Annotated in this window: 13 protein-coding genes; 7 read left to right on the forward strand and 6 right to left on the reverse strand. The window is 68.6% G+C overall.

The genetic code is table 11. The annotated features are described in order from the left end of the window. Nucleotides 1-3: 3 nt before the first annotated feature. A complete protein-coding gene (locus ACH4U7_RS50870) occupies nt 4-3,684 on the reverse strand; it encodes an SCO5717 family growth-regulating ATPase (RefSeq protein WP_398534571.1) in 3,681 nt (1,226 codons plus the stop codon). Between the two features lie 500 nt (nt 3,685-4,184). Here ACH4U7_RS50870 and ACH4U7_RS50875 point away from each other — a divergent pair, with 500 nt between their 5' ends. After that, complete coding sequence (locus ACH4U7_RS50875) at nt 4,185-5,732, forward strand: hypothetical protein (protein WP_398534572.1); 1,548 nt, start codon at nt 4,185-4,187, stop codon at nt 5,730-5,732. 29 nt (nt 5,733-5,761) lie between these two features. On the opposite strand, the gene ACH4U7_RS50880 is transcribed toward ACH4U7_RS50875, so the two are convergent. From ACH4U7_RS50880 to eccE, 3 genes are all read right to left on the reverse strand, one after another. Beyond that, nucleotides 5,762-5,992, reverse strand: a complete 231-nt coding sequence (locus ACH4U7_RS50880; RefSeq protein WP_014175992.1) for a DUF397 domain-containing protein — start codon at nt 5,990-5,992, stop codon at nt 5,762-5,764. Between the two features lie 196 nt (nt 5,993-6,188). Beyond that, a complete protein-coding gene (locus tag ACH4U7_RS50885) occupies nt 6,189-7,073 on the reverse strand; it encodes a hypothetical protein (RefSeq protein WP_398534573.1) in 885 nt (294 codons plus the stop codon). Next, nucleotides 7,073-8,257 (reverse strand): type VII secretion protein EccE, encoded by a 1,185-nt coding sequence (gene eccE / locus ACH4U7_RS50890; protein ID WP_398534574.1) that lies wholly within the window; start codon nt 8,255-8,257, stop codon nt 7,073-7,075. The genes ACH4U7_RS50885 and eccE overlap by 1 nt, the downstream gene beginning before the upstream one ends. A 359-nt stretch (nt 8,258-8,616) precedes the next feature. On the opposite strand from eccE, the gene eccB reads away from it, so the two are divergent. The 6 genes from eccB to ACH4U7_RS50920 all read left to right on the forward strand — a co-directional run bounded on the left by eccB (nt 8,617) and on the right by ACH4U7_RS50920 (nt 16,040). Beyond that, on the forward strand, nt 8,617-10,188 hold the full coding sequence (gene eccB / locus ACH4U7_RS50895) for a type VII secretion protein EccB (RefSeq protein WP_398534575.1): 1,572 nt from the start codon (nt 8,617-8,619) through the stop codon (nt 10,186-10,188). Nucleotides 10,189-10,191: 3 nt separating this feature from the next. Beyond that, entirely contained in the window at nt 10,192-11,454 is a 1,263-nt protein-coding gene (gene mycP / locus ACH4U7_RS50900; RefSeq protein ID WP_398534576.1) for a type VII secretion-associated serine protease mycosin, read from the forward strand. Between the two features lie 133 nt (nt 11,455-11,587). Further along, on the forward strand, nt 11,588-12,055 hold the full coding sequence (locus ACH4U7_RS50905) for a hypothetical protein (RefSeq protein ID WP_398534577.1): 468 nt from the start codon (nt 11,588-11,590) through the stop codon (nt 12,053-12,055). Nucleotides 12,056-13,722: 1,667 nt separating this feature from the next. After that, complete coding sequence (mycP, locus tag ACH4U7_RS50910) at nt 13,723-14,985, forward strand: type VII secretion-associated serine protease mycosin (protein ID WP_398534578.1); 1,263 nt, start codon at nt 13,723-13,725, stop codon at nt 14,983-14,985. Between the two features lie 256 nt (nt 14,986-15,241). Then, nucleotides 15,242-15,646, forward strand: a complete 405-nt coding sequence (locus tag ACH4U7_RS50915; protein ID WP_014175981.1) for a WXG100 family type VII secretion target — start codon at nt 15,242-15,244, stop codon at nt 15,644-15,646. 88 nt (nt 15,647-15,734) lie between these two features. Then, complete coding sequence (locus ACH4U7_RS50920; protein WP_398534579.1) at nt 15,735-16,040, forward strand: WXG100 family type VII secretion target; 306 nt, start codon at nt 15,735-15,737, stop codon at nt 16,038-16,040. A 231-nt stretch (nt 16,041-16,271) separates the two neighbouring features. Here the strand turns inward: ACH4U7_RS50920 and ACH4U7_RS50925 are convergent, their stop codons facing one another. Both ACH4U7_RS50925 and ACH4U7_RS50930 read right to left on the reverse strand, forming a co-directional pair. Then, a complete protein-coding gene (locus tag ACH4U7_RS50925) occupies nt 16,272-18,410 on the reverse strand; it encodes a hypothetical protein (protein ID WP_398534580.1) in 2,139 nt (712 codons plus the stop codon). A 29-nt stretch (nt 18,411-18,439) separates the two neighbouring features. Further along, nucleotides 18,440-18,913 carry a hypothetical protein gene (locus ACH4U7_RS50930; protein ID WP_398534581.1) on the reverse strand — a complete coding sequence of 158 codons (474 nt, stop codon included), beginning with the start codon at nt 18,911-18,913 and terminating at the stop codon, nt 18,440-18,442. Nucleotides 18,914-19,107: the final 194 nt, after the last annotated feature.

Below are 19,107 nucleotides of genomic sequence, written 5' to 3' on the forward strand. Positions count from 1 at the left end.
CGCTCAGCCCTGGGGCCCGCCCGGCTGCTGCGGCCAGCCCTGCCACGGCTGCCCGGGCTGGCCCGGCTGCTGGCCGTGCTGAGCGGGCTGGCCGGGCTGTCCCGGCTGGCCCGGTTGCTGGGCCTGCTGTCCCGGCTGCGCCGCGCCCGGATAGGGCTGCTGAGGCTGCTGCTGCCAGCCCTGCTGCGGTGCGCCCGGGTAACCGGGTTGGGCCGGCTGACCGGGCTGACCGGGCTGCGGATATCCGGGCTGTGGCTGTCCAGGCTGTCCCGGCTGCCCGGGTTGCCCGGGCTGTGGGTACCCCGGCTGTCCCGGGTACTGGGGCTGGTGCTGCTGCGGGTACGGCTGCTGAGGCTGCTGCCCGTACGCATCGCCGTGCTGCTGCCCCGGCAGTGGCGGAGCCATCTGCGGCGGCTGCTGGCTGCCGTCCGCCGTCCACAGCCCCTGTGCCTGCTGCGCGCGGGCGAAGTCCTCGGCGACCATGGCGGAGAGGTTGAAGTACGCCTCCCGGGTCTTGGGCCGCATCATGTCCAGGTCCACCTCCGCGCCCGCCGACAGATGCTCGTCGAACGGCACGACGATCACGCCCCGGCACCGGGTCTCGAAGTGCGACACGATGTCCTCGACCTTGATCATCTTGCCGGTCTCCCGCACCCCGGAGATGACCGTGATGCTGCGCGAGACCAGATCGGCGTAGCCGTGGGCGGAGAGCCAGTCGAGGGTGGTGCTGGCGCTGCTGGCGCCGTCCACGGAGGGGGTGGAGATGATGATCAGCTGGTCGGCGAGGTCGAGGACCCCGCGCATGGCGCTGTAGAGCAGGCCGGTGCCCGAGTCGGTGAGGATGATCGGGTACTGCTTGCCCAGTACGTCGATGACGCGGCGGTAGTCCTCGTCGTTGAAGGTCGTCGAGACCGCCGGGTCCACGTCGTTGGCCAGGATCTCCAGACCGGAGGCCGCCTGCGAGGTGAACCGCCGGATGTCCATGTAGCTGTTGAGATACGGGATCGCGGTCACCAGGTCGCGGATCGTCGCCCCCGTCTCGCGGCGCACCCGGCGGCCGAGCGTGCCCGCGTCCGGGTTGGCGTCGATCGCGATGACCTTGTCCTGCCGCTCGCTGGCGAGGGTGGAGCCCAGAGCGGTGGTCGTGGTGGTCTTGCCGACGCCGCCCTTGAGGCTGATCACCGCGATGCGGTAGCAGGACAGGACGGGCGTACGGATCAGCTCGAGCTTGCGCTGCCGCTCGGCTTCCTCCTTCCGGCCACCGATCTTGAACCGCGAGGGCCCGCTGTTGTTGTTCTTCTTGGGCTTCTGCTTGCCGCGGATCAGCCGGTCCGAGGACAGCTCGACCGCGGCGGTGTAGCCGAGCGGGGCCCCCGCGCCGCCCGCCGGGCGCTGCCGCTGCTCAGGGTTGATGACGGGCCAGCCGCCGGTGCGCGGGTCGAGGGGGGAGTCGTTGTTGTCACTGCTGGGCGTGTTCGCGGCCTCGCCGGGACGCGGGTAGCCGTAGCCGTCCTGCGGATTCTGCTGCGGGTAGCCGTAAACGGCCTGGGGGCCTGGCGCGGCGGGGCCGGGCTGCCCGGTCTGCGCGGCGGCGGGGGTGCCACCGGTGGGAGTGCCACCGGTGGGGGTGGCGTCGGCGGGGCGCGGGAAGCCGTAGCCGCCCGGCTGGCCCTGCGGGCCGGGGCCCTGGGGCTGCTGCTGTGGGTTCCCGGGTCCGGCGGCCGGGCCGGGGAAGCCGTAGCCGCCCTGCTGCGGGGACGCGGGGGCCTGGCCGACGGCCGGGGGCGTGGGCTGTGCGGGATTCGGAACCGGGGCTCCGGGCTGCGGATATCCGTAACCACGGTTGTCAGGGCCGGGCTGCGCCGGACCGCCCTGTGGCACGGCGCCGTGCGGACCAGGCGCGTTCATGGCCTGGGGCGGGACGGCCTGCCCGGCGATCGGAGTGCCGGGGATCGGAGTGCCGGGGATCGGGGTGCCGTCGACAGGAGTGCTGTCAACGGGGCGCGGGAAGCCGTAGCCGCCCGGCTGGCCCTGCTGTCCGGGTGCGGCGGGTCCCTGTGCGCCCGGGCCTTGGGGCTGCTGTTGCGGGTTTCCGGGTCCGGCGGCCGGGCCGGGGAAGCCGTAGCCGCCCTGCTGCGGGCCCGCCGGGGCCTGGCCGGGGGCCGCCGGGGAGGCCTGAGGGCCGGTCGGGGTGCCGGGGGCGGGCTGCCCCTCGGTGCCCGGGGCCGGCGGCGGCCACGCGGCGGCCTGCTGTGCGAACGAGCCGTCCGCACCGGGCCCGCCGGTCGCGCCGGGCGCCTGCTGCGGGGCGACCGTACGCTGCTGCGGAAGCGGTGCGCCCGGACCCGCGGCAGCGGCGCCCTGGGCCGGCCACGCCGCGCCCGGGGCGGGCTGTGCGCCGCCACCCGGCGTTTCGGCCGCGCCCGGCGCGCCCGTAGCACCGCCCGCGCTCTGCGGCGCGGCGGGCTGGAAGTCCGGGGGCAGCGGGGGCAGACCGGCCTGCGGAGCACCCGGCGGGGCCCACGCGGCGGGTTGCTGGCCGGACTGCGGCGGCTGCCCGGCGGGCGGCGCGTCCTGAGGCACGGGCTCGGAGCCCTGGCCTTCAGCCGCCACAGGGCCCGCCCCTTCGGTGCTTTTGGCTCTGCGCTCGGCGATGTCGCGGCGCAGGGAGGCGGTGGAGAACCGCAGGGTGCCCTCGCTGCGTACGTCGCCGCTCTGCGCCGCGTCGGCGGGCGGGGCGGCGTCGGCGGGCGCGGGAGGGGTGGGGGGCACGTCGGCGGGAACAGCATCGGACGGCCCGGCCCCACCAGTTGCGGCTCCACCAGCCGCGCCGACGCCACCGACGCCACCGACGCCACCGGGGCCATCAGCGCCGCCGGCCCCGTCGCCCGCCCGCTCCGCGATCTCACGGTGCAGGGCGGCGGGGGAGAACCGCATGGTGGCGTGGCCACCCACGTCGCCGGAACCGGAACCGGAACCGGTACTGGAACTGGAACCGGAACCGCCGGACTGCGGCGCCGCGTCGTCCCGGACGTCGCCGGAACCGGCGGCGGCCGTGCCGACGTCCCCCGCCCCGGGAGCCTCGGCGACATCGGCGACCTGGGGAGCCGCGGGCTCCCGCCCCTCGGGTGCGTCGCCCGCGCCCGGGGCCTGGCCCGCCGCGAGGCCGTCCCCGGCCGGTCCCTCCCCACCGGCCCCGGACGGCGACGCGGTGTCAGCTGCCGGGGCGTCAGCCGTGGGATGGGCGGGAGCCGTGGAAGGGGCGGGGGCGCTGGGCTGGAGCGTGTAGTCGGATGAATCCGGCAAATCCGACGGCGCGCCCGACGCTTGGGGGCGCTCGGCAGCAAACTCGCCCGCGGCCTGTCCCACCGGGGTTCCGGCGGGGGGAGTACCGGGGGCGGGCGCACCCGCCGCCGGCCACGCGGGTGTGAAGCCGTTCGGCTCGGGAACCCCGGGCGTAGTCACCGGGCCGCCCGCCGGGGGCGGAGGCGGTGCCGATGCGCTCCCGCCGATCCCGGCACCCGGACCGCCCGGCGTCGCCGACGACGAGGAGGCGTTCTGCGTGTACCAGGCAGGCGGGGTGTAATCAATGGTGAATTCGCCCGTGTGCTCGGTCTCCGCGTCGGACCGATCATCGCCGGGTGTGGTTCCGCCCGCGCGGATCTCGTCCCGATCGCTACTCACAATGCCTCCTGGTGTGGTCGAGCACCTTTGAAATTCTTGGCGAGGCCGATCATTGCCGATCGTTGCTGTCGTCCGACCGCTCGGCTTTCCCCGTTGCGACGCCGGGAACCCGAGTTCAGGTTCTCCATCGTGCACACCAAGACTAATCACCATGGGCGCCGTGAGGGCAGGCCCGTCCCCGCCCTCAAACCTGTCCGGTACCGGACGCACGTGTCATGGCAACATCCCGTATGCCGCGCGCACACTTTCTCCTTGTACCTCTTCGAGCGCTGTGCCCGTCAATACGCCCATGGCCCGGCGCGCGTACGGACCGGCCGGCACCCAACTGGTCGCCGCACGACCATCGGTGTGCGCCTGCCCCGGGTGATACAAAGATTCCCCGCTCGAATGCCCTTCGTACAGCGGGATCCCGACCGAATCGCTCCTTTCCGGGAGGAACGGCCTTCTGGATCGCGGGAGGAGGCCGACCGGTCCGTGGACCCGGGTAAGAGGTAAGCGCGATGCCGCAGCCGCCCCAGCCCCCCGACCGGCCGCCGTCGCCTCCGACAGGCAGCCGACGAGAGCGCGACAGACAGCGTAAGTCCCTCGTCGTCGGCGCGGCCGTGGCCGCCCTGTTCGCGGTGGGAGCCGGGGTGTGGGCCGCGGTGGGGTACGGCGGCGGGCGGCCCGACGCCGGGCCGAGGACGCGGGACACCGACCGGGCCGGACGGCATACGGACGCGGTCCCGACCGGGCCCAGCGGCGGGACCGGCACCACCAGCGGTCGGCACGGCGGTGAGAGCGGCCCCGACGATGCGCGCCGGCCGGGCGAGGCGAGGGTGCTGTTCCGGAAACCCGCGCCCCAGGCCCCCAGGACCGGCGCCGACATCCCCGGCTTCTGGGTGATGGACGGTTATGCCGTCAAGCCCGTCCAGAACAGGGTCATCGCCTACGGCGACCACGGCGAGCCCAAGTGGACCGTCAAGCTCCGCGACGCGGTGTGCGCGGTCCCCGAATCCCCCACCGACGGCAAGGTGGTCATCGCCTACCGCGGCGGCGGTAAGGACGAGTGCGGTCGGCTGGCGCTCATCGACCTCGGCAAGGGCGTCAAGCTCTGGGACCGGCGCGCCCCGTATACGGCCCCCTCCGCACCGGGCGCCCCCACCCCAGGAGCCGCCACTCAGGGCGCCTCCACTCCCCATGCCCCCACCGCCTCCGGCGGCGACCACCTCGGCATGGGCCTGGCACAGAGCGGTGATCTCGTCGGCCTCTCCTGGTACGGCGGTTCGGCCGTCCTCAAGGTCGACGACGGGCGCCAGGTCTCGCCCGGCGCACCGGGCCCGGGCTGCGATGTGGACGGCTTCGCGGGCGGCCGGGCGTTGCTGCGCGCCTATTCCTGCGACGACGGCACCGCGGGGCTGCAGCGGATCAACACATCCACGGACGAGGTCTCCTGGACCTACCGCGTACGCAAGGGCTACAAGGTCAGCACGATCTTCTCGACCGCCCCCGTCGTCATCGCCCTCGCCGATGAACACCACAAGTCGGGTGGCGTTCTCGCGCTATCGGATCGCGGCAAGCGGCGCCCGACCCTCGATCTGGGCAAGCGGTCCTATCAACCGGAGTGCGGCCTGGACCTCTTCGGCACCAAGCTGGGCGGCTGCCGCGGCGTCGCGGTCTCCTCGGACACGCTGTACCTCCCGACCGAGCTGACGCTGGCCCGCGATGGGCGCCCGAGCAGCGAGATCCACGCCTTCGACCTGAGGACGGGGCAGCGGAAGTGGGCGGCCAAGGTGCCCGGCCGGACGCTGTTTCCGCTGAGCGTGGAGGGCGGGGCCCTGATCGCGTACGAGGAGCCGACGGACCGTACGGCGGGCTCCGTCGTCGGCATCGGTACGAGCGGCGGCAGGCCCAGGACACTGCTGCGGCTGCCGAGCGCGACCAGGGTCGCGGAGGCCGGCCTCGCCTCCGCGACCCGGGTCTACCGGAACGGCGTTTTCTATATCGCGTCCGACCGGTTGACGGGTTCGGGAGCGGCCGAAGAGATGATCATGGCTTTCTGCCGCTGACCGCCGTCCCCTGACCGCCGTCGGCCCGCTCACTGCAGGTCGAATTCACCGTCCCGCGCGCCGAGTACAAAGGCGCGCCATTCGGCTTCGGTGTAGCGCAGCACCGTCTCGGGATCGGCCGAGTTCCGCATGGCGACCGCGCCGCCCGGCAGATAGGCGATCTCCACCCGGTCTTCGGAGGCGCTGCCGGGCGCGCTGAGCCACTCGACATCGGAGATGTCGAGCGCGTACAGCTCTGCCTTCTCGTTGGCGTCGGCCATTGGTGCGTACGTCCCTTCGGAAACTGCGGAAACCAACGTGCTCACGGAAAGGAGCCGCGTGGACACTGTCGCGGCCAGTGTCGTCCGCCGAGCGCGCCGAGGCAATCGAACTTGACAGCCGCCCCGGAGCCCTGAAGCGCGAACCGGCCCCTCGCTCGCCTGACTCAGCCCATCTGTCCGTCAGTCCATCCGCGCGTCAGTCCATACGGCGCGGCGCGCCCAGCAGACCCGACTCGGCGTCGGTCGGCTGCGTCGCCACGTACAGCCGCGCATGGCGGGTGCACCAGAGGGTGACCCCGTCCGCCAGCGTGGACAGCGCGGACACGTCGACGGCGGGCAGCCCCATGATGCGGCCGATCTGCGTCGCCTCGTCGGGGGACACCCGCTGGATGCCGACCAGGCCCGCGTTCTCCATCAACCGGGGGGCGACCGGGCTGAGATACGGCAGCAGCGTCAGTACGGACTGCCAGGGCGCGGCGGTCACCCGACCCCGCGGCGGCCGCATCCCGGCGTCCCGGACGACCAGCACCGGGCTGCTGACCGAGGCGCCCTGCGGCGGCACCCGCCCCACGTCATGCAGGGTGATGCACTGCTGGTTGTTGTTCGCGGCCTGGGCCAGCGACGTCCACATCTGCTGCCGACCGGTCTCCACGGTGACCCGGGCGCCCGTGGCGACCGCGCGCAGGCCGATCACCTGCGCCGTCCACAGGCCGCCGACCAGCAGGACGTTGAACGGAGAGGGGCGGTGCAGCCCCAGCACCGCGGGCTGGCCCTGCCCGTCCGCGCCGATCACGATGCCGTCGTCGCCGACGGGCAGCGCAAGCGACTCGAACTGCTCGGGCGGCACCTCATGCCGCTGCCGGCGCGGCCCGAGCAGCCCGAAACCCGACCACTGCTTGCGCGGCGGCGCGGGCGCGGGCTCCGGCTCGGGCGCCTGCCCGGGGCCGGTGGCCGCGGGAAAGCCGGAGCCGGAGCCGGGGCCGGGAAAGCCGGGACTGGAGCCGGGGCCGGGGAATCCGGGCCCGGGAACGCCGGGGCCGGGGAAAGCGGCCCCGTTCGGGGCGGTTGCGGGCGTGGCCATCAGCGGGTCCCTCCCAGGGGCAGAGTGGCGAGGACACCGGGCACCTGCTCGCGATCCAGCCGCACCAGCCCGATCCGCACCCCGCGCGCCGTACGCTCCAGCTCCTTGCGGATGCTGACCAGCTCATCGGCGCTACGGCCGGTGATCCGCACATGGCCGCTGATGGTCGGCGCGTGCCGACCGCCCAGCTTGCCACCGCGGCGCAGCGTGAGGCTGAGGGTCGTCGACAGCGCGGGCAGCGAGGTCAGCAGCGCGGCCAGCTGGGGCAGCGGCGCCGACGCCGCATCCAACTGCGGCCAGCGGCCGATCCAGTAGGCGGTGTGCCAGCGGTCGTCGCACCGCCAGGCCCGCGCGCTCTCCAGGGTGCGGCGGTTGAGCGTGTCCCGCCGCCCGGCCTGCGCCGTGGCCCGCTGGTTGGCGCTCGCCGCGGTCGCGACCGCGGCGGTCAGCGACTCCTCCGTCAGCACCGTCACCCCGAAGCCGGCCCCCTGCAGCCTGCTCGCCAACTGGTCCGCCGCGCGCAGCAGACACCGCTGCGCGCCGCCCAGACCGCCGCCGCGCGCGGCCACGGCCTCCGGGCACAGCTCCGGGTCGAACTTCAGCGCCACCCACGTCATACGGACCGCGGGCGCGCCGGTCTGCGCCTGCAGCGGCGCGTAGTTGCGCAAGGCCAGCGACTGGGCCGGCAGATGGTACGCGGGCGCGGGCAGCGTGTGCTGGACGACCTGCACCGACTCCAGCAGGATCCCGTCCACCTCCATGGCGTCCCGCAGCAGGGCCAGCGGGAGCGGCTGCTGCGCGCGCTGCGGCCGCAGCGGCGCGTCCACCGCCTCCACCTGAATCACCGCGGTCAGGAAGGTGCCGTCGCCGACCATGCCCACCGCGCGCCGGTCGCGGTCGATGAACGTCAGGGTGCGCAGCGCCGGTTCGCACTCCACGGCGATCGCGAAGCCGGGGTCCGTGCCCGCGTCGAGCGGCTTCGCCGCCAGCCGCTTGCGCCGCCGCAGCGAGCCGGCGGTGCTCAGCCACTCCGATATGGGCTGCTGACGGCGGCGTACGACGGCGAGCAGCACCAGCACCAGGCCCACGGCCGCGGCGGGCACCAGCAACAGCTCGTCGACGACCCACGCGACCAGCACGATCGCCGCGGCCACCTCGATCAGCACCAGCTGCTGCAGCCGCACCGGCCCGAAACTGCCCGACCGGGAGGCCGGCCGCGGAGTGACCGCCCCCGAGGCGGGCGGCGCCGCCGAGGCGGGCGCGGGGGCGGGCGAAGACCCGGAGGACGCCCGCGAGCGGGATTCGCCCGACCCCCTCCGACCGGATCCGCTCCCCGCGGTGCGTGCGCGCGTGGCGGCAGCCATCCCCGTCAGCCCCTTAAAGTCCGAAACACACCCGAAAGGCCCGGCGGACGTCCGTGGCCGGATCGTCCCCGAGCGACACGAGCCAATTCCTTCCCGGCATAGTAGAGGGTCGGTACGACACCCGGACCGAGGGCAGTGCCCGAAGGCCGAGGCCGAAAAGCGGGGAGATACGGCTAAAGATGGCATCACGGCGGGATGAGCTCAACGCCTATACATTCGCGAAGAAGCGGACAGTCGCCGCGTTCTTGCAACCCTCACCGAGCGGTACGGAGGAGGGCGCCCCGCGCCCGCTGCGTACGGTCCTCCCCGGCGTCGTCATAGGCGCCCTGATCCTCGCCGGATTCGGGGCCTGGGGCATGTTCAAGCCGGTCGCCCCCAAGGGCTGGGACGAGGTGGGCGCGCACGTCATCGTCGGCTCCAACTCCACCACCCGCTATGTCATCCTCAAGACCGACGGCAAGGTGCAGCTGCACCCCGTTCTCAACTTCGCATCCGCCAAGCTCCTGCTCACCGGCGACAAGTCCAGCGTCGTCAAGGTGAAGGAGTCCGAGCTCGACAACGGCCACATCCCGCGCGGCCCGACGATCGGCATCCCGTACGCTCCCGACCGCCTGCCCAGCGCCGACGAGGCGGGCAAGCAGAAGGAGTGGGCCGTCTGCGAGCAGCCCGGAGGCAATGGGAAAACCACCCAAAAGGCGGTTTTCCTTTTCTCCGACCGCGACCCGAAGGGCAAGAAGCTGCGGAGCTCGCAGCGGCTGAGCGGCGCCCAGGCCCTCTATGTGCAGGGCCAGGACGGCGCCCGCTATCTGGTCGATCCACAGGGCACCAAGTATCTGATCGGCGGCGCCAAGTGGAAGCAACTGCCGTCGGAGAAGTACGACCTCCTGCTCCGCTCCATCTTCCGGGACGGCGCCAAACCGCAGCGCGTCACCAAGGACTGGCTGGCGACCTTCCGGGACGGCGCTCCCATCTCCTTCCCCGAGGTCCCGGGCCGGATCGGCGCCGACGCCGGAGTCGGCACCCTCCCGGACGAGGCCAACAAGGTCGGCATGGTCCTCGAAGCGAACACCGGCACCGGTACCCAGTACTACGTCGTCCTGCAGGGCAAGGTGCAGCGCATCTCGGAGTTCATCGAAAAGCTCCTCCTCAACAGCGAACAGCTCAAGGACCTCGGCCAGGCCGGCCGGGCGGAGCGGGTGAGCGGCGCGACCTTCACCCCGGAGGGGGACTTCTACGACAAGTACGAGTGGCCGACGAAGATCCCGGAGCAGGCCAACTCCATCGAGCAGCAGGAGACCCAGGGCAGCGCCGAGCGGGACACCGTCTGCAGCATCATGAGCGGAATGACGTCCAAGCACACGCCCGAACTGGCCACCTGGGCGGGCACCGACTTCCCCGCCACCATCCCGGACGGCGCCACCAGCGCGTATGTGACCCCGGGCTCCGGCCTCCTCTATCGCCAGGTCACCGGCCGCCAGACCACGAGCGGCGCGATCTTTCTCGTCACGGACACCGGGCTTCGCTATGTGGTCCAGTCCAATAACGACAGCGATACGGACAAGTCGAAGATCAGCGATGGCAGTTCCGATCAGTCGGGAACCAATTCCGCGCAGCAGGACGTCAATCAGGCTCAGATAAGGCTCGGTTACAAGGAACTCATTCCGGTGCCCGTACCCGCCAACTGGTCGGAGTTCCTGCCGAGGGGACCGCGCCTGGACACCAACAGCGCCAAGCAGCCGCAGGGGTCGTAGCGCATGAGGAACACGAAGAAGGCACTCTTCCTGTCAACAGCGGCCGCCCTCACAGCCCTCTCCGCGTCCCAGGGACCGGTGATACCGGCGGGGCCCCTCTCCCTGGCCGGCACAGGCGAGTGCACGTACCCCGCCAAGCAGATCAAGGGCACCCCCTGGTCGCTGCAGCGCGTCCTGCTCGACCAGCTGTGGCAGGACACCAAGGGCATCGACAAGAAGACCGGCCGCCCCGTCCTCGTCGCCGTCATCGACACGGGCGTCGACAACAAGAACCCACAGCTCACCGACGCGGTCGACGCCAAGCTAGGCTTCGAGGTCCGCAAACCCGGCAAGAACAGCCTGGAAAAGGGCAAGAAGGGCGACGGCACGGACGACCTGGTCGGCCACGGCACCAAGGTCGCCGGCATCATCGCCGCCCGCCCCCACGACGGCACGGGCTTCGTCGGCCTCGCCCCGGCCGCCAAGATCCTCCCGATCCGCCAGAACGACGAAAAGGGCTCGGGCACCACCGACACGATGGCGGACGCCATCGACAGGGCGGTCGACAGGCACGCCCGAGTGATCAACATCTCCCAGGACACCGTCAAACCGCTGCTAGCCAACAACAACCTCGAACGCGCGATCAACAACGCCCTTCAGAAAGACGTCGTCGTCATCGCCTCCGCCGGCAACGACGGCATCGACGGCAAGGTCAAGAAGACCTACCCCGCCGCCTACAAGGGCGTCCTCGCCGTCGGCTCCTCCGACCGCAACAACGAGCGCGCCCCCTTCTCCCAGGCCGGCGACTTCGTCGGCGTCGCCGCCCCCGGCGTCGACATGGTCTCCACCGTCCCCGGCGGCGGCCAGTGCGTCGACAACGGGACCAGCTTCTCCGCCCCCTACGTCGCCGGCGTCGCCGCCCTCATCCGCGCCAAGCACCCCGACTGGAAGCAGAACCAGGTCGTCGCCCAAATCGAACAGACCGCCGAACGCGCGGTCAACGGCCACGACCCCTACGTCGGCTGGGGCGTCGTGGACCCCGTCCGCGCCCTCACCGAAGACGACCACCCCATCGACCACGTCACCCTCGACAAAGGCGCCGCCCACAACGTCGACGCCCCCCAACCCGCCACCCTCACCCTCGGCGAAACCCCCCAGGAACGCCGCGAACGCCTAGCCACCTACGCCCTGGGCGGCGGCGCCCTCCTCGTCGCGATGATCACCGGCGCCGCAGCCGTACTCCACGAACACAAGCGACGCCGCTCCGCAACTGCGGGACGTCCCTGACGACTTATGGACACCAAGGGATAACGTCTGTTACAGAGTCGTCGAGTTAGTTTGACCATATGCTAGTTGGGCCGCACTGGTGAGACCACTAGAGTGGCTTAGGGCATCGTGGGTGTCATACGGGGAGGATGCGATGGCGAAACCAGTCGAACCAGGCGGTCCGGCTCCACAGTCGCCGTTCGGCAAGAGCATGGCCAAGGAAGCCGAGACCTTGGCCAAGTTCAAGGGCCGGATTGACAAGGTTTTGTCCGAACTTGAGAAGTCGCCGGCGTCCAAGAAGAAGATTGACGAGCAAACAATCACCAGGGCTTCGTACGGGGGCAAGATCAGCTCTGCTGACGATTTGTCTAAGCTTTACGATCAGGTTCACGAGAAGCTCAAGAGCTGGTCCAAGATCTTTGGTGATCAACTTGAGGCGATGGGTATTGCGGCACTGATTGCCGAAAAGGGAATCGACGGCGTTGACGCTGAGCAGAGGCGCCGCTTGCAGCAGATCCAAGCCGAGTCGATGAAGAACTATCGTGATCCCAAGACCGGCAAGCCGGTGGTAGGGGACAACACGCCACACGGCGCCAAGTCTGTCGGCCCGGATGCACTTTGAGGGGGTAGAAGCAGATGGGTGAGGGGAAGTCCGGGAAGTTCGAAAGCGCCAGCCACTATGAGCTCTACGAGATGGTGCGGTCCTCCAATCCGACTCAGTTGAGCGACGCGGGACTTGCGCTGATGACCGCGTATACCGACTTGGACGGCATTGCGGACGAGATGCTCGCACATGCCGACAACGTCAAGTGGAAGGGCACGGGAAGCGAGTCTTTCCGTACGTGGGTCGAGGAGATGTCCAAGCAGACCCGCAAGATGGCTGACTACACGCTGCTCGTCGGCACGAACATGAGCATCGCCGGTCAAGGGCTGTCAGACGTCAAGTCGGCTATGCCGAAGCCGGATACGATGTGCTACGCGGACGAGGAGAAGGAGAAGGCTCGGCTGAAGAATGCCGAGCCCAACCGCCAAGAGGCCATCAAGCAGATCGAGAAACTGGACTCCTACTACACGACGGCGCAGACGGACATTTCAGGGCTTGAAGAGCCGAACTTCCCGGTCCTGCCACCTGATTTCGTTCCGAGCGACGCTGGCGGCGAACGCGCCATCCCTGGGACGGGAACGGCGTCATACGCAGCGGGCGGCGGAGGAGGTGTTCCTCATGCTACGTCGCTGTCCGCCTCTGACCACACTCTGGTAGGCCCGAAGGCCGCGCCAGTACACCCGGCTGAGGTGAGCCCCCACACACCTGTGACCCCGAACGGCGGCAGCGTGATCCCGGGAGTGGGTGTCCCGGATCCGACTAACACTGCTATTGACTCCGTCAAGGTCCCGCCAGCGCCGGACACGATCAACAGGCCCAGCACTCTTCATCCGATGCCCGACGTTCCCAACGTACCGTCGCAGGGTCCCTCGATGCCCCCGGTCCCCGGCCTCCCTGGGCCGAGGCCGGTCATCCCCACTGCTCCGTCTGTTGGTCGAACTGCACCGATCCCTGGACCCGGGCAGTTGGGCAAGCTCCCCCCGACCGCCCCAAGCACACCGCGGACGTCGAGTCTGCCCCCGCGTATTCCGACGAACGATGGAATTGTCGGAGGAAAGCGCACCGTCGGGCCGACCAACGCTCCCCGGATTCCGCGTGGAATGGTGGTCGGTGAGGAACCGCACGCCCCGATGGCCCGTGGCCCCGTCGGACCGGGCGGTCATTTCCTTCACGGCCCCACCCCCACTACGGCCAGCGGTTCCGGACGACGACTTGTGACGGAGCCGGGAGGCATGGTTGACCGCCCGAAGGGAACGAACCCGCCTGGGCGGAGTTTGCCCCGCAGCATGGTCGTGGGAGAGGAGCGTGGTGTTCTGCCTCGTGGGCCTCTGAGCGCGGGAGTTCACCCGGTCGACGGCGGTGCGCACGCTCCCGGCGGCACAAGCTCGGCCCGACGGTTGACGTCGGAGCCTGGCGGTATCACGGGAGGGCCGCGGGTTCCGCGTGAGGGGCGCTCCGAGTTCACTCAGGGAGGTTCGGGGCTCGTGCGCGGGATTCAAAGCCCCGGGGTGGCACCGCACTCCGGAAGCCTGCCGACCAACGGTGGTCAGCGCACTCACGGGACCAGGCCTGGCTACCTTGAAGAGGATGAAGAGACGTGGTCCGGTGGGCGGCGCAACACGGTTCCGCCTGTCATCGAGTAGTTCAACTCGCACCCTCCGAAACTTTTGAGGAGACCACTCCACATGCCACGGGCGAACTCCAAGCTGCGTCAGCGGGCCTTGTCGGCTCTGGCGTTGTTCGGTGTCGGGCTCATTCCGCTGATTGGCTCTGCATCCTCGGCGGCAGCACAGGACGTCAGCTCTCAGCAGTGGTATCTGAATGCGATGCAGGCCGAAGGCATGTGGGGCGTGAGTAAAGGGAAAGGCATCACGGTTGCCGTGATTGACACGGGCGTGAATGCAGAGGTTCCCGAGCTGCGCGGTCAGGTCTTGAAAGGGGTGGATGTATCCCGTACGCCGACAGATGTCCGTGAGGACAAAAACGGCCACGGGACCAACATGGCTGCGCTGATCGCGGGTACGGGAGCTGGTGATGGGATTCAAGGGCTGGCACCCGGGGCAAAGGTACTGCCAATAAAGGCGATGGTGAGTGGTTCGGACGTCGCCGGGCCGCTCATGGCCAAAGCTATTCGGTATGCTGTTGATCACGGTGCGCGAGTCCTGAACATCTCGCTTGGATCAGCTGGAGTTCCCTCCCAGTTCAACGAAACGCAGCATGCCGTGGATTATGCGCTCCAAAAAGGGGCGTTGGTATTCGCTGCTGTCGGGAACACAGGAGATGCGGCTAACTCGGCAGAGTTCCCTGCCTCTCTGCGTGGTGTGGTTGGAGTTGGCGCGATTGACCGCGAGGGCAAGGCAGCCAAATTTTCAACCACTGGGGATCAGGTTGCCTTGGTCGCGGTGGGCAGCGAGATCGTCGGGCATTGTCTGACGAAAACCGGAAGCATGTGCATGTCCCGAGGTACTAGTCAAGCCACTGCCATCGCCTCCGCTTCCGCCGCCCTCATCTGGTCCAAGCACCCCAAGTGGACCAACAACCAAGTCCTCCGCGTCATGATGCAGACCGCCGCGAAACCCGAAAGCGGAGAAATCCCAAGCTCCTACGTCGGCTACGGCTCCATCCGCCCCCGCAAGGTCCTCCTGGACGGAGAGGGAGACCCCGGCCCAGCCAACGTCAACCCTCTCCTGGCCCGCGAGGGCGCGACGAAGCCAGACCCCTCCGCATCGGCCTCCGCCTCCAAGTCCCCAAGCACTGACCCACAGTCGACACCCACGGCCACCGACGACAAAAAGGGCGACAAGAAAAACGTCGCGGAGCCGAAGAAGAACGACGACAACAGCAGTACCCTCTGGATCGCCATTGGCGTAGGTGCCGCCGTCCTCCTCGCGGCCGCCGTCGCCATCGTGCTCGTCCGTCGCCGCGGCAGCGCATCGGTCGGCCTATGACCAACTGCCACTGCGGGGTGCCGGACTGGGGACTCCGCCAAGACACCCCCAGGGAGCTGGGGTGCTGCCGAGCACTGAGCTCTCGTTCAACAAATGAAATAACCGTGAACGTTGAGCGAGGTGTTGCGGACGCTTACTACAATGTGTAGGACACCTGTAAGCAGTACGATGAATCCCACGGGATTCGCGCACAGCGGTGAGTTGAAGAGCGAAACCCCATGTCAACTCACCAACACTTCATGGGGGAAGGTGGAAAATGAGCAAGCAGCGGGTTAGCGATGACGCGTTCCGGATATTCACGAATGAGCTCGACCAGTCCATCCAGGGATTCGCCAGCAACATGAAGCTCATGGCGGACATCCTCGCCACGGTGGACTCGGGCTGGCAGGGGCAGGGCGCCGGCGCCTTCAAGAAGGCTCAGATGGACCTGGAGCAGGACCACGACGCCGTCCGCCGCCTGGTCGACGGCATCCGCGAAGCCGTGGCCCTGACCCACCGTGCCAGTGGCGCGAACGACGACGACATCGCCAGTCAGCTGAAGGGCATCGACGTCAACGGCGCTGCCGCTGGCGGACACATCACCCCGGGCAGCAGCGTGGGCGGCCTCGGTGCTGGCACCGACGCCCCGATCGCTTCGTACTCGAAGGTCGACGGCTTCTAAGCCATGCAATAAGGGGTGCCTTTCTGCCTCGTGGCACCCCTTCAGCGGCCAACAACAACGCATACAGAACTATCGAGTTGGGGGACAAGTGTCCACACCAGACGGAATGCTCGTCGACTACGAGTCGGTACAGCAGCTCGCCACGCAGCTCCGCACGGCGGCCAGCAACGTCCGCAAGGAGATGCAGGACATCCAAGGGGCTGTGAAGAAGGTCACCGCGGGCTGGGAGGGTGAGGCTCACCAGGCCATGCTCGCGGCTGAGAAGCAGTTCCAGGCCCGGGCCGACCACATCCAGGGTCTCGTGACCAGGGTCGCGACTCTGGTCGAGTCGGGTAAGGACGCGTACCACGCCACGGACGTGAAGGCGTCGAAGCTGTTCAGCGTGAGCTACTGAGCTGAGCGATTTGCCTCCGCGATGGGGTGGGCAGCGGTTACACCGCCGCCCACCCCATCGGCGTTCTACGGAGTCCCGCACAGGCGCCGAACGGCTGAACAGTGACCGGCTCTTGCGCCATATGCAAAAGCCGCCGGGGAGGCAGAAGCCTCCACCGGCGGCTGACAGGCAGACACAGGCAGGTGAGCCAGCAAGCCGAACGGTTGCCCGGACGATCGGCTCGTCGGCTCATCAGTCCAGATAAATGAGCGCTTCCGACCGCGCGCTGTCGTAACGCTCCTGCCCGGAGCCGACGAGGTGCCGTGACAGCCCGGTTTCCTTACCGTAGCCGTTCTCCTGGGCCCACCCCGCGACCATATGGTTCACCTGCTTCTGGCCGGTGGTGAAGTGATATTCGGTCTTCTGGGCCGCCGCGGCGTTCGCCTGGGCGATCTGGTCCTCTTTCCAGTCGTAGGCGGCCGCGTAGAGAACGCGGTAGGCGGCATCCGTGATGAAGCCGGTGGGTTGGCCTTTGAGGGCGCTGGCAGCAGCCTGCATGCCGCCTGTGACGACGAATTCGGCTGTCTGAATGTGATTCGCTCGCGCGACGGCGTGGTCCTTGTCGTCGCGAACAATGTCGGAGTTGATGCCGTCGTAGAAGCCGAAGACGTGCGACGCCCCTTCGATGGCTGCGGCACGTTCGCTCGGATCGCTGAAGTTCGTTTGGGAAAGGGTCCCCGCAGAGTAGAACTTCTCAGCTTCGAACATCTCGCCGAATGCCTTACCGTCCTCTGCCACACCACGCATGATGCGGGTGAGGCTCTCTTTGGGAACGGACATATGGGCGTCCTTGCCACCCGTGCCGTCGTGCCACACGCCGTCCTTGTCCATGTATGGACCAGTGCCGCTCAGGATTTCATGGGTTTCGGGCGTGTAGTCGACAAGCATGCGGCCCAAGTTCGACCGCAGACTGTAGGGTACGTCGGTGCCCTTCCGGCCGTCGTCGAGGATCTTGATGGTGTCGTGCATCACCCGGGACTCGGCCTCGGTGTGGTAGCCGAGGGTGTGGTCAGAGCCTGGGACATTCCCGGTGGCGGCCGCCTCCAGCGCCGCACCAAAGCCCATACGGGTGCCGGGGAGGTCCGTGTGGCTGACGCCTATGTAGTTGGGCGAGGCCGTCGTCGGCCAATGACGATCCTTGAGCAGATACTGCAGGTGATCGTTCTTGCCGTCCGCACCGGGGTCGAGGAACGAGGTCGCGACGTCGGGCTGCTGGCTCATGATGCCGAGCAGGGTGTCGAGCGGGTCGGTCGCTATGTCCTTGTGGGGGCCCAATCCGTTGCCCACCCATGAGTCCCATCTGCCGGTCCCTACATCATCGCTCTTCTCCAGGGCGATGATGTCGTTGCCGACGTCGGTCAAGAACTGCTTTCCGTAGTTCTTTCCGTGTGTCATCAGCTCGACGAACGACTGATACCCGTAGAGCGGGACCGTTCCCCCGTCGAAGTCCTTCGCACCCGCTTTGCGCAGGTCCTCGCGCCACTTCTTGTAGAAGGAGTCGGAGGGGGACTTGGTGGCGGTGGCCAGGGAGGTGGCTACGCCTTCCTGGAGGGCGCGGAAGTCCTTCTTGTCGTCGCCCTTGGCCAGGTCGTTGAACTTGAGGTTCAGATCGATGGTGCCTTTGGGGCCGAGCCCGGCCAGGAACGTCTGGCTGAACACCTTGTTGTGCTCGTTGTCCCGGAACAGCCGCTGGAACTCGGCCATCTCCTTGTCGCTGAGCTTGTCGCCGGAGTTGATCCGGGTCGCGAGGTCTTCGGCTTCCTTGGCCTCGACCTTCTCGATGTCACCTTCCGCCTTGCCGTTGAACCCGCTGCCCGCGGGGTCGAGGACGTTGGGGTCCTGCACCGCCGCTTTGAGTGCGAGCTTCACGCCCTGGTCGGCGTCGTCGACCGCCCTGACCGCCGCTTCGATATACCGGGTCCATGACTGCTCGGTGCTGTACAGATCCGGGTCATGACGAGCGGCATTGGCCTCGGATGCACTGGCCTTCGAATAGTCATAGCTCGCGATGCCGGCCTCCGAGACCTTCATACCGGCCTTCACCGCGTCCGCGACCGCCGACTTCACCTTCCCGCGCAAATCGACGAACTGGCTGTGCGCGTCCCGCAGGATCGACGCGACGGCACGGGCTTCCTTTGGTGCCGCGGTGAACTGCTCGTCGGTCACCTGCATGTTGGGGCGCGCGACCAGCAGCGACACACCATTCCAAGTCCCGTCGAGTCCGACCGACTTGACCTTGCTGTCGTAAATCTTCCGGACCGCCTCGAACTGTTTGGCGGCCTCATCCCACTTGGTGGCGGCCATCTCGAGGAGGGACAGGTCGATGGTCATGACCTGGTGGTACGTGAGCACGAGCCCCCCTAGCGGTAGTAGTCCGAGATACGAGACGAGAACGGAGTGTTGTCCGAGTACTGGGCGGACGGAACGGCCGTGGCGAGCTCCGACCCGACGTGGAAGTCATTGCCCAGGAAATACTTGTTGGTACCGCTCAGCGCAGCCTTCTCTTGCGAGAGCCGCGCCTGAAGCGCCTTGACCGAGGTGTGCCAGCCCTTGAGGGCCTCGGTGAGCCCACTCCCGGTGGCCCAGTCCTTGAACTCCTTCTCGGCCTTCTCGGTCGATTCATCGACGCACTCGCCGGCCTTCTTGGTGTCCGGCTCGACGTCGGTTGTCAAAGCATTGACGGCGCTCTTCTTCTTGGACGCGCTCGACTTCAGGGTGAGCGTTCCAGGAAGGCTCGGACCAGGGGGGTCGGTCTGGTTGAGCTGCATGTGGGTGGACTTCCGCCCCGCCGCGGCGTCGGTGCGGAGCTTGGACCACTCGTCCTCAAAGGTCATGATTCCCCCATGGCTAGGCATCAAGTGGCGCGTCGCATACGGCGATTAGCCTTCCGAAGTTAGCACGCTGGTGCCTTGTTATTCACCCCTTTCCGGGCACACTGGTCGAACGATCGGTCGGTTTGTGTGTTTCGGCCCTTGAGTGCACTGCTTCTCCTTGCGGAGAATGACGTAACGACTACGCCGCGTACCGG

Origin of the sequence: Streptomyces sp. NPDC020845, assembly GCF_044334165.1 — a bacterium.
GTDB lineage: Bacteria > Actinomycetota > Actinomycetes > Streptomycetales > Streptomycetaceae > Streptomyces.

What these genes read in the sequence shown, in the direction of transcription:
- ACH4U7_RS50930 (WP_398534581.1), bottom strand. Translation starts at nt 18,913, where the DNA reads ATGACCTTTGAGGACGAGTGGTCCAAGCTCCGCACCGACGCCGCGGCG.
- ACH4U7_RS50905 (WP_398534577.1), top strand. Translation starts at nt 11,588, where the DNA reads ATGGCGAAACCAGTCGAACCAGGCGGTCCGGCTCCACAGTCGCCGTTC.
- ACH4U7_RS50875 (WP_398534572.1), top strand. Translation starts at nt 4,185, where the DNA reads ATGCCGCAGCCGCCCCAGCCCCCCGACCGGCCGCCGTCGCCTCCGACA.
- mycP (WP_398534576.1), top strand. Translation starts at nt 10,192, where the DNA reads ATGAGGAACACGAAGAAGGCACTCTTCCTGTCAACAGCGGCCGCCCTC.
- ACH4U7_RS50885 (WP_398534573.1), bottom strand. Translation starts at nt 7,073, where the DNA reads ATGGCCACGCCCGCAACCGCCCCGAACGGGGCCGCTTTCCCCGGCCCC.
- ACH4U7_RS50915 (WP_014175981.1), top strand. Translation starts at nt 15,242, where the DNA reads ATGAGCAAGCAGCGGGTTAGCGATGACGCGTTCCGGATATTCACGAAT.
- ACH4U7_RS50925 (WP_398534580.1), bottom strand. Translation starts at nt 18,410, where the DNA reads ATGACCATCGACCTGTCCCTCCTCGAGATGGCCGCCACCAAGTGGGAT.
- eccB (WP_398534575.1), top strand. Translation starts at nt 8,617, where the DNA reads ATGGCATCACGGCGGGATGAGCTCAACGCCTATACATTCGCGAAGAAG.
- mycP (WP_398534578.1), top strand. Translation starts at nt 13,723, where the DNA reads ATGCCACGGGCGAACTCCAAGCTGCGTCAGCGGGCCTTGTCGGCTCTG.
- ACH4U7_RS50880 (WP_014175992.1), bottom strand. Translation starts at nt 5,992, where the DNA reads ATGGCCGACGCCAACGAGAAGGCAGAGCTGTACGCGCTCGACATCTCC.